The 13001-nt window shown below is 54.3% G+C and carries 12 protein-coding genes; all 12 read right to left on the minus strand.

All coding sequences use genetic code 11. The features are described 5' to 3' along the window. Position 1: 1 nt before the first annotated feature. On the minus strand, positions 2-457 hold the full coding sequence (gene fabZ / locus AAH446_RS16970; protein WP_024965665.1) for a 3-hydroxyacyl-ACP dehydratase FabZ: 456 nt from the start codon (positions 455-457) through the stop codon (positions 2-4). 266 nt (positions 458-723) lie between these two features. Beyond that, the gene (gene lpxD, locus AAH446_RS16975) at positions 724-1746 is read right to left on the minus strand and encodes a UDP-3-O-(3-hydroxymyristoyl)glucosamine N-acyltransferase (RefSeq protein WP_342907856.1); all 1023 of its coding nucleotides are present in this window, start codon (positions 1744-1746) and stop codon (positions 724-726) included. A 3-nt stretch (positions 1747-1749) separates the two neighbouring features. Beyond that, positions 1750-2247, minus strand: a complete 498-nt coding sequence (skp, locus tag AAH446_RS16980) for a molecular chaperone Skp (RefSeq protein WP_342907857.1) — start codon at positions 2245-2247, stop codon at positions 1750-1752. 121 nt (positions 2248-2368) lie between these two features. Continuing rightward, a complete protein-coding gene (gene bamA, locus AAH446_RS16985) occupies positions 2369-4774 on the minus strand; it encodes an outer membrane protein assembly factor BamA (protein ID WP_342907858.1) in 2406 nt (801 codons plus the stop codon). Between the two features lie 166 nt (positions 4775-4940). Further along, positions 4941-6290 (minus strand): sigma E protease regulator RseP, encoded by a 1350-nt coding sequence (rseP, locus tag AAH446_RS16990; protein ID WP_342907859.1) that lies wholly within the window; start codon positions 6288-6290, stop codon positions 4941-4943. An 8-nt stretch (positions 6291-6298) separates the two neighbouring features. Further along, a complete protein-coding gene (gene cdsA / locus AAH446_RS16995; RefSeq protein WP_342907860.1) occupies positions 6299-7156 on the minus strand; it encodes a phosphatidate cytidylyltransferase in 858 nt (285 codons plus the stop codon). Between the two features lie 18 nt (positions 7157-7174). Next, positions 7175-7927, minus strand: coding sequence for a (2E,6E)-farnesyl-diphosphate-specific ditrans,polycis-undecaprenyl-diphosphate synthase (gene ispU / locus AAH446_RS17000; protein ID WP_342907861.1), 753 nt, complete (start codon positions 7925-7927; stop codon positions 7175-7177). A 188-nt stretch (positions 7928-8115) separates the two neighbouring features. Then, positions 8116-9318 (minus strand): 1-deoxy-D-xylulose-5-phosphate reductoisomerase, encoded by a 1203-nt coding sequence (gene ispC, locus AAH446_RS17005; protein ID WP_342907862.1) that lies wholly within the window; start codon positions 9316-9318, stop codon positions 8116-8118. A gap of 139 nt (positions 9319-9457) precedes the next feature. Further along, the gene (gene frr / locus AAH446_RS17010; RefSeq protein WP_342907863.1) at positions 9458-10015 is read right to left on the minus strand and encodes a ribosome recycling factor; all 558 of its coding nucleotides are present in this window, start codon (positions 10013-10015) and stop codon (positions 9458-9460) included. A gap of 139 nt (positions 10016-10154) precedes the next feature. Further along, positions 10155-10880: a UMP kinase gene (pyrH, locus tag AAH446_RS17015; protein WP_024965674.1), complete on the minus strand. Its 726-nt coding sequence runs from the start codon at positions 10878-10880 to the stop codon at positions 10155-10157. 154 nt (positions 10881-11034) lie between these two features. Then, the gene (gene tsf / locus AAH446_RS17020) at positions 11035-11886 is read right to left on the minus strand and encodes a translation elongation factor Ts (protein WP_342907864.1); all 852 of its coding nucleotides are present in this window, start codon (positions 11884-11886) and stop codon (positions 11035-11037) included. 239 nt (positions 11887-12125) lie between these two features. Beyond that, entirely contained in the window at positions 12126-12851 is a 726-nt protein-coding gene (gene rpsB, locus AAH446_RS17025) for a 30S ribosomal protein S2 (protein WP_342907865.1), read from the minus strand. Positions 12852-13001: the final 150 nt, after the last annotated feature.

The raw sequence follows: 13001 nt of genomic DNA on the forward strand, positions 1-13001 counted from the left end.
ATCATGCCTCCCGGCTGCGGGCACACATCATCGTTGCTTCGCAGACAATTTTACCGTCAACGGTCGCCACGCCCTTAAAGCGGGTCAGACCACGGCGGGTTTTCTCGAAGGTGACTTCCATGATCATTTGATCGCCTGGAACAACCGGGCGCTTGAAGCGCGCTTCATCGATACCGGCGAAGTAGTAAAGCTCGCCGGGTTCAAGTTTGCCAACGCTTTTAAACGCCAGAATGCCGGTTGCCTGCGCCATGGCTTCTAAAATCAGTACCCCTGGGAAAATCGGTTTACCAGGGAAGTGGCCCTGGAAAAACGGTTCGTTCACCGATACGTTCTTTACCGCTCGCAGAAATTTATGTTCTTCAAATTCCAGTACGCGATCGACCAGCAGAAACGGATAGCGGTGCGGCAGCAGTTCAATAATCTCTTCAATCTTCAGAGTATGAGTTTCAGTAGTCAAAATACTCTTCCTGTCCTAAAAATTTCTGATGGCATCAATAACACGGCCTGCAAAGATCGTCAGATCCTCCGCAGGCCGCAAATCAGTTCCCGTACGCAAAGCTTTCTATGCTTAGCATTATATTTCTATCCGTCTCGCCGAGAGCAACAGCAGTACGGGCGACGTGAACGTTTCCGGCGCGGTGAGCATCCCGTGAACGTATCACTGTCGCATCGTCGTTTCAGCGAGCGCAGATACTGAAAGCTTGTCGCCGTCTGGTATGGCGCTTAGTCTTTTACGACTTTGCGCTCGATGGCTTTTAAGCGTTTGCTTAACTCATCGATATTCATCACCAGAGCAGCGGTTTTGCGCCAGGTTTTATTGGGTTGTAGCGGAATCCCGGACGAGTATACCCCAGGTTCAGTGATAGGTCGCATCACCATTCCCATTCCGGTTACCGTTACTTTGTCACAAATTTCCATGTGACCATTAATTACGCTGGCGCCGCCGATCATACAGTAGCGGCCAATTTTCAGACTGCCGGCCATAATGACGCCACCCGCCACAGCGGTGTTGTCGCCGATCACGACGTTATGGGCAATCTGGCACTGGTTATCTATGATAACACCATTCCCGATCTGAGTGTTATCCAACGCGCCACGATCGATGGTGGTACAGGCGCCAATTTCCACGCGGTCACCGATAATTACCGTACCCAGCTGGGGTATTTTCACCCAGTTGCCGCGATCGTTCGCGTAACCGAAGCCATCAGCGCCAATCACGGTGCCGGACTGGATCAGGCAACGTTCGCCAATCTGCACTTCGTGATAGACCGAGACGTTGGCCCACAGGCGGCTACCGGCCCCGATACGGGTACGTTTGCCAACGAAACAGCCAGCGCCAATCACCACGTTATCGCCCAGCACCACGTCCGATTCGATAACCGCATTGGCACCGATGGCGACGTTGTTGCCGAGTTTTGCGCTGGGATCGATTGCGGCGCTGGCAGCGATATTCTGCGCCGGCTGTGGGGTGCTGTCCAGGATCTGCGCCATGCGGGCATAGGTCAGATAGGGATCTTTCACCACCAGGGCCGCGCCGTTGAAACATTCCAGATCCGCTTCCGTCAACACCACGGCAGAAGCCTGGCAGGCTGCGAGCTGTTCACGATAGCGGCTGTTAGAGAGAAAAGTGATTTGACCGGATTGGGCGGATTGCATAGAAGCAATACCGGAGATGACGAGTTCGCCATCTCCGTGCAAATCTGCATCCAACTGCTGGGCTAAATCAGCCAGTCGAATTGAAGACATCGATTATTTAACCTGTTTCAGAACATCAGAGGTGATGTCTTTAGATTTATCTGCGTAAGCCACAGCGTTAGCATCGATGACCACATCGTAGCCTTCGTCATCGGCCACTTTTTTGACGGCATCCTGAATACGGCTCAGGATTTTATTACGCTCTTCAGCCTGGCGACGACGGTTATCCTGCTCAAAAGCCTGCGCTTTAGAAGAGAAGGTTTCACGCTGCGCCATCACGTCTTTCTCCATGCGGCTGCGTTCGCTGGCCTTCATGGTTGAGCCGTCACGCTGTAAACGCTGCATTTTGCTTTGCAGGTCGCGCTCCATTTTCTGCAGTTCAGTTGCACGGCCCTTAAACTCATTCTCAAGCTGTTTGGCAACTGTTGCTCGCGCCGGTAACTGTTGGAAAATGCTGGAAACGTTCACCACTGCAATCTTATCAGCAGCCTGAGCACCGGCGGAAACCGCCAGAGCGATAGAGAGGCCTGCGGCACACAACAACTTTTTCACTATAAACTCCTTACCTTCAACGTTTGTGTCTTCGACACAGGTGTTGCGCGTTAAGGCAATCCTTAAGGATTGCCAGTAAACGGCGCGATACTCACTTTCACGACTTCCCTGTTAAACCGCGTTACCAGGTTTTGCCAATGTTAAACTGGAACTGTTCGGCCTTGTCTCCATCATACTTTTTGAACGGCTGGGCGTAAGAGAACACCAGCGGGCCAAGTGGCGACATCCACTGCAGCGCCAGACCTGCCGACAGGCGGATATTGCCCGCTTCGCTGTAGTCTGGAATACCCGCTGCGCGCGTTTCTGCGGTGTTCTCCCAGTTGGTATCCCAGGTCGTACCTGCATCCACGAACAGAGAGGTTCGTACCGAATTCGCATACTTCTCGCTCAGGAACGGCGTTGGCGTAATCAGCTCGGCGCTGGCTGTTGCCATGGCATTACCACCAACCGCATCGTTCGAACTACACAGCGCCGCAGCGCCTGAGCAGTTGTTCGAATTATTGTTGTAGTAAGCCGCTTTCGGACCAATGGTGTTAGAGCGGAAACCACGTACGGTGCTTGAGCCACCCGCATAGAAGTTTTCATAGAACGGCAGCTCTTTCCCATCCAGACCGTCGCCGTAGCCTACGCGCCCGCGGCCTAACAGAACCCAGGTACGATCCTGATTCAGCGGCACGTACTGCTGAGTATCCAGCGTCGCTTTGTAGAAGGCGTTATCCGAGCCTGGGATTGTCACTTTACCGTTCAGGTTGGTACGGTTACCCGAGGTCGGGAAGAAGCCCCGATCGAGGTTATTGTACGTCCAGCCGTAGTTAAAGGTGAAGTCATCCGCTTCGTAGGTTTCCCTGCTGCCGCGATCCGGGTTCTGACCTACGGACTCCAGGTAGCGGTACATCGCCACCTGCGGCTGCATGTTGGAGAGGTCGTTATGCACATACCCCAATCCCACGCGCAGCGTGTTGTTTTCGTTGACCGGGAAGCCCAGCGTGCCGTCTAAACCATAGCTCTTGTTGGTATAGTCAGACAGGTCCGCATCATCAGCTTTAAAGTCATTGTAGAATACGCGTCCGCCCAGGCTGACACCATCTACCGTGAAGTAAGGGTCGGTCAGGGAGAATTCAGCGTAGGTCTGGTAGTCGTTTTTAGTGCCGCTGATGCCAACGGTGTTACCGGTCCCCAGCCAGTTTTCCTGGGTCACGCCGACCTGGAAGCTTACGCCGCTTTCGGTGCCGTAACCGACGCCGAAGTTAAAGGTACCGGTGTTACGCTCTTTGACCTTATAGACCACGTCGACCTGATCGGGCGCACCAGGTACGCGCTGCGTATCGGTATCTACCGTTTCGAAATAGCCGGTACGGTTAAGGCGCTCTTTCCCCTGTTCAACCAGGTCGCTGCCCAGCCATGCGCCTTCCATCTGACGCATTTCGCGGCGCAGAACGGCATCCTTAGAAGTGTCGTTGCCTTCAAAGCGCACTTTACGCACGTAGTAACGGTTGCCGGCATCCACGTTAACGCGCAGCTTCACGGTTTTATCCGCGTCGTTGATCTCTGGCTGCGTCACCACGCGTGGATAGGCATAGCCATAGCGGCCCAGCATTTTTTTGATGTCATCTTCCATGCGGGTCACTTTGGCGCCGTTATACAGCTCGCCCGGCTTGATTTTGGTCAGCGCTTCAACTTCCGCTGAATGCCCCGCCATACTGCCGTTCACCACCACGCCGGAAAGCTTATACTGATCGCCCTCGGTGACGTTGATCGTGATGTAGATGCCCTTCTTGTCCGGCGTCAGGCTCACCTGCGTGGAGTCGATATTAAAGCGGGCATAGCCACGGTCGAGGTAGAAGCTGCGCAGGGTTTCGAGATCGCCCGCCAGTTTCTGCTTCTGATATTTGCGATCGCCGACCACGTTCCACCATGGCACTTCATCGCGCAGCTGGAAGCGGGAAATCAGCTCTTCAGAACTGAAATCTTTGTTACCCACCACGTTAATCTGTTGGATTTTGGCCGAGACGCCTTCGGTAAACACCAGCTTCAGATCGACGCGGTTGCGCGGAAGCGGCGTGACTACCGCTTTAACGCTGGCGCTGTATTTGCCGACGCTGTAGTAGAAGTCTTCCAGACCTTTCTCAATGGATGAGATGGTAGTGCGGTCCAGGGCTTCACCCACGCGCACGCTGGAAGCTTCAAGGTTCTGCTTCAGCATGTCGTCTTTCACCGCTTTATTACCTGAGAAGGTAATGCTGGCGATGGTAGGGCGTTCCTTTACCTGCACGATAAGCGTGGTGCCATCGCGCAGAACCTGCACATCCTCGAAGTTCCCTGTCGCAAAGAGGGCGCGGATCGTATTCCCGATATCCTCGTCGGAGATGGTATCCCCAACGCGAACCGGCATGCTGAGCAAGGCCGCCCCGACGGCGACTCGCTGTAGGCCTTCGAAATGAATATTCTTCACTACGAAGCCGTCTGCCGCGTATACGGTAGCGCTGCTAAACAGCAGCGACGCTATGAGCAACTTTTTCATCGCCATCGTTGTTATGCATTCTTCCTAACTGGTTCTCAGTGGAGCAGGAGAAAGTGCTGATGCGGTGGTCTTGCCGGGTGAAACCCTGCCGGGAAGGCACACTTACCGCAGTAAGCCAGACATCCTGGTAAAGTTTCGCGCTGACTGACCTTAGCCCGCTTCTTTCTGGTTCCTACAACCGCGAGAAATCATTGAATAGTGCAAGCCCCATTAACAGCACCAGCAAAACCGAGCCAATGCGATAACTGAAGTCCTGAACTCGCTCAGACACCGGCCCACCTTTGATCTTTTCGATCGCCAGAAACAGCAAATGTCCACCATCTAATACCGGCAGTGGAAACAGGTTGATGATACCGAGATTCACGCTGATTAACGCAAGAAACATCAGGTAGTAAATCAAACCATATTCCGCCGACATCCCAGCGCCCTGCGCGATTGATATCGGCCCGCTGAGATTGTTCAACTTTACTTCGCCGACAATCAGTTTGCCGAGCATCGTCACCGTCAGCTTCATCAGCTGCCAGGTCTTGGCGCTGGCCTCGCCAACTGCGGCAAACGGCCCATACTGACGGACCGTTTTATATTCGTCCGGCAGCGGCTCAATGCGCGGGATAACCCCGGCGAACCCTTCTGCCTTGTTGCCCGGCTTCACCTCCGGCGTCAGCGTCAGCTCAACAGGTTTTCCCTGTCGCATCACTTCCACCCGCAGCGCGGTGTCGGGATTATCCCGTACCAGCGCGGCGAATTGCTGCCACCGGCCAAGCGACTGACCATCGACTTTAACGATCCTGTCGCCCGCTTGCAAACCCGCTTTTTCTGCCGCCGAGTCAGCCTGCACTTCTGCCAGGATCGATTCTATCCTGGGTCCACGAGGCTGAATGCCCAGCGAGGTGACCGGATCCTGCCGGTCAGGCTCGAAGTGCCAGTCGCGCAAATTCACCCGCTTTTCCGTCACCAGAGAGGTGCCAAAAGGGGCTACGCTGATAACGGTTTCCGGGTCGCCAATTTTCGCGACCAGCGCCATCCGCACAGCATCCCAGTCAGGCGTTTCGATACCATCAACGGCTTTAAGTTCCATGCCCGGCGAAATTTGCGCCGTTGCCGCCGGCGATCCGCTTACTATTTCACCAATAACGGGCTTAACGCCCGGCACGCCGATAATGAAGACCAGCCACCAGGCGAAAATAGCAAACAGGAAATTAGCGAGGGGGCCAGCGCCGATAATCGCGGCGCGCTGCAGGACGGTTTTATTATTAAAAGATTGGTGGCGTAGTTCAGGCGGGACGGTATCAACACGCTCATCAAGCATCTTCACGTAGCCGCCGAGGGGGATCAGCGCAATCACATATTCCGTTCCCTGACGATCGGTGCGGCGCCAGAGCGCCTTACCAAAACCGATCGAAAAGCGCTCCACCTTGACGCCACAGCGGCGGGCCACCCAGAAGTGGCCAAACTCATGCACGGTGATTAACACGCCCAGCGCAATGATAAAAGCGCCCAGGCTCCAGAGAATGCTCAGCATAAAGTCCCTTATATCGTCCCGAAGACCAGCAGAAGCAGGCAGGCAAATACCGGAACGGCAGCCGTCAGGCTGTCAATGCGATCGAGAATGCCGCCGTGGCCAGGGATCAGACTTCCACTATCTTTAATACCCGCCTCGCGTTTGAACATACTTTCGGTCAGGTCGCCAAGCACCGACGCCAGCGCGGCCACAATCGAACAGACTAACAGCGTCAGTGGCGGAACGCTCAGCGGCGCCCACAGGCCAAACAGCCAGGAAATCAGCGCGGAAGTGAGCAGACCACCGAAAAAGCCTTCCCAGGTTTTACCCGGCGAAACCCGTGGCGCCAGTTTATGCTTGCCGAAAAGACGGCCAAACATATAGGCACCGGAGTCCGCTCCCCAGACGAGCAGCATCACGTAGAGCAGCCACCAGGCACCGGCAAAATGATCGGACTCGTAGTGATACTGGCGAAGCGTCAGCATGCCCCAGAAAAAGGGAATAATGGTCAGCGCGCCAAACAGCAGGCGGAGCGGACGTGAATGACGCCACAGGGAGGCAGAAGCAGGATAGGAGAGGACCAGCAGCAGCGCGGCAATCCACCACGCCAGCGCGGCCCAGAGCGAGCCGGCGATTTGTGGGAGGTGGAGTGCATGCTGGTAAGCGGGAAGCGTAAACATCATGAAGACAAGCAGCAGCCCACAGAGCACGGCCAGCCAGATGCGCTGTGACCGTGATGCGAGGCCGGCAAACTGGCCCCACTCCCACGCGGCCAGCATGCAGACGGCCAGGATAACGACAGCGAATCCTGGCGGCGGCAGCAGAAAAAGCGCTGCAATCACAATCGGGATAAGTATAAACGCGGTAATCAGGCGTGACTTCAGCAAAGATTACCCCCAGTGCGCTCAGGCGCCGCCGGGTGCTGCGCCGCCAAAGCGACGCTCTCGTTGTGCAAATGCATTCAGTGCACCTTCAAAGACTTGTTCATCAAAATCAGGCCAGAGAACATCGGTAAAAAAGAACTCTGCATAGGCGACCTGCCACAGCAAAAAGTTACTGATTCGATGCTCTCCTCCCGTCCTTATTACCAGATCCACCGGCGCCAGCTCATTAAGGCAGAGGTAAGGGCAGAGGGTATCTTCCCCGATCTGGTCCGGACGAATCAGACCTTCCTGCACCTGCTCTGCGATTTTTCTGACACCCTGAATAATATCCCAACGTCCGCCATAATTCGCGGCAATGTTAAGCGTGAGTCCATTATTTTGTTGAGTAAGTTCCTCGGCACGACGAATACGTTCCTGCAAACGTGAATTAAAGCGACCTGTGTCACCAATAATCCGCAGACGAACGTTATGCTTATGCAGGCTTTTCACTTCGCTGTCGAGCGCCCAGACGAAAAGCTCCATCAGCGCCATCACTTCCTGCGGAGGACGATTCCAGTTCTCGCTGCTGAAGGCGTAAAGCGTCAGCGCGTCCAGCTTATTGCTGACGGCAAAACTGACGGCACGGCGTACAGATTTCACACCGGCTTTATGGCCCGAAATGCGCAGTTTCCCCTGGTTCTTAGCCCAGCGGCCATTGCCATCCATAATGATGGCCACGTGACGGGGGTTTTCCCCCTGCAGGTCATCGGTATTGTTTTGATTTTCGGACGACATAACGCGTAATAATTTCCTTTGCTCAGAAATATGCAAGTTTCTGAAATATCTCACCCGCCCGACGCAAAAAAGCCGTGTCTCACACGGCCTGCATTACCGCTTCATCGCATCTGAAATCTTAATTAGCGGCCGGAGACTATATCATCTCCGCCTCCGCCTCACAAATGGCGGCAGGCTAATTCGCGGAATTACCGGGCCGCGTGGAAACGCGGCAAACAGGCGGTCGCAACGGTGCGCGCCTGGCGATCGATCTCCAGTACAGCTTCAACGCTGGTCGGTTCTGGACAGGAGAGCGTCTCCAGCACGGTCATATTAACCGCCGCAATATCGGTAAAGCGAATCTGCGCATCCAGAAATGCCGAGACGGCAATTTCATTGGCGGCATTCAGCGCGGTGGTGGCTGACTGCCCTGCTTCACAGGCGTCGATGGCCAGTTTCAGACAGGGATAGCGGGCGTAATCCGGCTCAGCGAAGGTCATCGCCCCCATGCGGGCGAAATCCAGCGGCGTGGCGCCTGACTGCACACGCTGAGGCCACGCCATCACATGTGCAATCGGTGTACGCATATCTGGCGATCCCAGCTGGGCCAGTACGCTGCCGTCGCGGTAACGCACCATAGAGTGGATCACCGACTGCGGATGCAGGATCACTTCCATCTGGGCGTCGGTTGCGTTAAACAGCCAGCGGGCTTCGATATATTCTAAACCTTTGTTCATCATGGTGGCCGAATCAACAGAGATCTTTCGTCCCATTGACCAATTCGGGTGCGCGCAGGCCTGATCCGGCGTCATCTGCGCCAGGTCAGCCAGCGGCGTTTCCCGGAAGGGGCCACCTGACCCCGTAAGGATAATGCTGTCAATGCCATTATCTTCCAGAGAAGCGTACCCTAACTGTTGCTGGAGGGAAGCAGGCAAACTCTGAAAAATGGCGTTATGCTCGCTGTCAACGGGCAGCAGCTGGGCTTTTGAGGCGCTGACCGCCTCCAGAAAAAGTTGGCCGCAGGTGACAAGCGACTCTTTATTCGCGAGAAGCACCTTTTTACCCGCCCGAATTGCGGCCAGGGTAGGCATTAATCCTGCCGCGCCCACGATCGCCGCCATAACCTGATCGACCTCATCAAGTGAGGCGAGATCGCAGGCGGCCTGTTCACCACTCAACACAACGGTCGCCACGTTCATGCTTTTCAGACGAAGTCTCAGCGCCCTGGCCGACTGCTCATCTGACATGGCTGCCCACTCTGGCCGGAACGCCTGACACTGTTCCGCCATTCGCTCAACGTTACGTCCGGCCACCAGCGCCTTAACGGCAAACAGATGTGGGTTAGCGCGGACAACCGCCAGCGTGCTGGTGCCGATAGAGCCGGTTGAACCGAGGATCGTCAATTGCTTCATGAGAGTGCTCTGTAGAGTGAACTGAGAAACGGGCCTGCTTGCCGGATTCTTCAGAGAGGAAAGTAAATGCAAAACGCCGTAAGACTGACCACTCAAATGAACGGTAATCTGTACGGCGTTTTATCGAAGCCCAGTGAACTCAGAAGTCCATCAGCTCCGCTTCTTTTTCTGCCAGCGCCACATCCACTTTTTTGATGAAGACGTCGGTCATTTTCTGAATATCTTCCTGTGAACGACGCTCTTCGTCTTCACTGATTTCTTTGTCTTTCAGCAACGCTTTAACTTTGTCGTTCGCATCACGACGCACGTTACGCACGGAGACACGTCCCTGCTCTGCTTCACCGCGAACCACTTTAATCAGGTCTTTACGACGCTCTTCGGTCAGCGCAGGAAGCGGAACGCGGATATCGCTACCCGCTGAGCTTGGATTGAGGCCCAGATCGGAGGACATGATCGCTTTTTCGACTGCGGCGCTGATGGAGCGGTCGAACACGTTGATTTTCAGCGTACGTGAATCTTCTACCGTGACGCTCGCCAGCTGGCGCAGCGGCGTTGCAGAACCGTAATATTCGACCATGATCCCGTCAAGGATGCTTGGCGAAGCGCGGCCGGTACGGATTTTGCTGATATGGTTTTTGAACGCTTCCACGCATTTATCCATGCGCGTTTCAGCATCTTTTCTGATTTCGTTAATCACGTTGGAACCCTTGGATTCTGATTGAAATACCCGACCCTGTGCAGCCGGGCCGGTTTCAAATAATCGTCGTTGTTTCTGAGTGTAGCGCGTTAATGCACCGCGAAGGCAGAATATACTCTATTTTACGCCCCGACAGATATTATTGCGTAATGAGAGTGCCTTCTTTTTCGCCCATTACCACGCGACGGAGCGCGCCCGGCTTATTCATATTAAACACGCGGATAGGCAGTTTATGGTCACGAGCCAGCGTGAACGCGGCAAGATCCATCACCTTCAGCTCTTTATCCAGTACGTCAGTGTAGCTGATCTGATCGTAGAGCGTCGCATCCGGATTTTTAACCGGATCGGCTGAATAAACGCCGTCAACTTTGGTGGCCTTCAGCACCACGTCCGCTTCAATTTCAATGCCGCGCAGGCAGGCGGCCGAATCGGTGGTAAAGAACGGGTTACCGGTACCGGCAGAGAAAATCACCACGCGGTTGTTGCGCAGCAGGCTGATCGCCTCTGCCCAGCTGTAGTTATCACAAACGCCGTTAAGCGGGATCGCGGACATCAGGCGGGCGTTCACATAGGCACGGTGCAGCGCATCGCGCATCGCCAGACCGTTCATCACGGTCGCCAGCATGCCCATATGGTCGCCAACGACGCGATTCATTCCAGCCTGCGCAAGGCCAGCGCCACGGAACAGATTACCACCACCGATAACCACCCCCACCTGAATGCCCAGCTCTACCAGCTCTTTGATCTCCTGAGCCATACGATCCAGCACGCTTGCATCAATACCGAAGCCTTCGGCACCTTGCAGAGCTTCGCCGCTCAGTTTCAGCAGGATACGTTGATAAACAGGTTTTGCATTGGTCGCCATGGTGTTTTTTCCTGGATGGTTGCTACGATATGAGGAGTTAAATCTGAACTATCATCCTCTTAGCGTCATAGAAAAGCTATTGGGATGAGACTGAAAATAGCGGGCGCAAAGCGCAGACAAAAAAGAACCGCCGATTGGCGGTTCTTATCAAGCATTAAGACTGCTTGGACATCGCCGCAACTTCTGCTGCGAAATCGGTTGTCGCTTTCTCGATGCCTTCACCCACTTCGAAGCGGATGAAGTTAGTCACGTCTGCATTTTTCTCTTTCAGCAGCTGACCAACGGTTTTGCTTGGGTCGATAACGAAAGGCTGACCGGTCAGAGAAACTTCGCCGGTGAATTTCTTCATGCGGCCTTCAACCATTTTCTCTGCGATTTCTTTCGGCTTGCCGGACTGCATCGCGATGTCCAGCTGAACCTGGTACTCTTTCTCTACGACGTCAGCAGAAACATCTTCTGGCTTAACGAATTCTGGCTTGCTTGCCGCAACGTGCATGGCCAGCTGCTTAACCAGTTCTTCGTCAGCGCTTTTAGCGGCAATCAGAACGCCGATACGCGCGCCGTGCAGATAGCTGCCCAGTACGTCGCCTTCCAGGATTGCGATGCGGCGAATGTTGATGTTCTCACCGATCTTGGCAACCAGCGCCACGCGCTCATCTTCGAACTGTGCTTTCAGCACTTCAACGTCAGAGATTTTGCCTGCAACAGCCGCTTCCAGCACTTTGTCAGCGAATGCCTGGAAACCGCTGTCTTTGGCCACGAAGTCAGTCTGGCAGTTAACTTCCAGAATCACACCGAAGTTGCCGTCGATTTTGGTTTTGATCACGCCGTCAGCAGCTACGTTGCCTGCTTTTTTCGCCGCTTTGATCGCGCCAGATTTACGCATGTTTTCGATTGCCAGCTCGATGTCGCCGTTGGCTTCGGTCAGCGCTTTTTTACAATCCATCATGCCAGCGCCAGTGCGCTCGCGCAGTTCTTTTACCAGAGCAGCAGTAATATCAGCCATTCTCTAATCCTCGGTTAGCTCAGCACAGCGGCAGGTCGCGATGAAACGATCCTCACCTGTGCCTGTTCTCGGGAGAAACATTCTGCCCCGCCGATTGTGACAGTCGGCAAAGCGAATTCGAAAAAAATAAAGGGGCCAACAAAGGCCCCTTACAGATTAACATCTGATTTTACCCTTCACCTTCCTCCCTGGGGAGGAAGCGTGTCGGATATAAGGGCTCTGATTCAGAGCAATCCTTATTACTCAGCTTCGGCGAGGTTTTCTTCAGCCTGCTGAGCCAGATCCTGAGAGCGACCTTCGCGTACGGTAGTCGCTACGGCGGTCAGGTACAGGTTTACAGCACGGATTGCATCGTCGTTACCTGGGATGATGTAATCAACGCCGTCTGGATCAGAGTTGGTATCAACGATAGCAAATACTGGGATACCCAGGTTGTTTGCTTCTTTGATCGCGATGTGCTCGTGGTCAGCATCAACAACGAACAGTGCGTCCGGCAGACCGCCCATGTCTTTAATCCCGCCCAGGCTGTTTTCCAGCTTGGCCAGTTCACGGTTACGCATCAGCGCTTCTTTCTTGGTCAGCTTGTCGAAGGTGCCGTCCTGAGACTGAGTTTCCAGGTCTTTCAGACGCTTGATGGACTGACGAACGGTTTTCCAGTTAGTCAGCATACCACCCAACCAGCGATGGTTTACGAAGAACTGGTCACAGCTCAGCGCAGACTCTTTTACCGCTTCGCTTGCAGCGCGCTTGGTACCAACGAACAGGATCTTACCTTTACGGGAAGAGATTTTGGTCAGCTCAGCCAGAGCGTCGTTGAACATTGGTACGGTTTTTTCAAGGTTGATGATGTGAACCTTGTTACGAGCACCGAAGATGAATGGCTTCATTTTCGGGTTCCAGTAACGGGTCTGGTGACCGAAGTGTACACCAGCCTTGAGCATGTCGCGCATGGAAACAGTTGCCATGATTACCTCTATAAAATGTTTGGGGTTAAGCCTCCATGTATCCCATACAACCGACCTCTCCGCTGCTGACGCAGGCGTTGAAGGCACCCCGGTGTATGTGTCGATACATGTGTGTTATTTACACATAGTGAGATTTATGCGTTTCCCTGT

The organism is Erwinia psychrophila (genome assembly GCF_039023475.1).
Lineage (GTDB): Bacteria > Pseudomonadota > Gammaproteobacteria > Enterobacterales > Enterobacteriaceae > Erwinia.

Coding starts and splice junctions, on each gene's coding strand:
- rpsB (WP_342907865.1), bottom strand. CDS start 12,851: ATGGCAACTGTTTCCATGCGCGACATGCTCAAGGCTGGTGTACACTTC.
- bamA (WP_342907858.1), bottom strand. CDS start 4,774: ATGGCGATGAAAAAGTTGCTCATAGCGTCGCTGCTGTTTAGCAGCGCT.
- ispC (WP_342907862.1), bottom strand. CDS start 9,318: ATGAAGCAATTGACGATCCTCGGTTCAACCGGCTCTATCGGCACCAGC.
- lpxD (WP_342907856.1), bottom strand. CDS start 1,746: ATGTCTTCAATTCGACTGGCTGATTTAGCCCAGCAGTTGGATGCAGAT.
- ispU (WP_342907861.1), bottom strand. CDS start 7,927: ATGTCGTCCGAAAATCAAAACAATACCGATGACCTGCAGGGGGAAAAC.
- pyrH (WP_024965674.1), bottom strand. CDS start 10,880: ATGGCGACCAATGCAAAACCTGTTTATCAACGTATCCTGCTGAAACTG.
- rseP (WP_342907859.1), bottom strand. CDS start 6,290: ATGCTGAGCATTCTCTGGAGCCTGGGCGCTTTTATCATTGCGCTGGGC.
- tsf (WP_342907864.1), bottom strand. CDS start 11,886: ATGGCTGATATTACTGCTGCTCTGGTAAAAGAACTGCGCGAGCGCACT.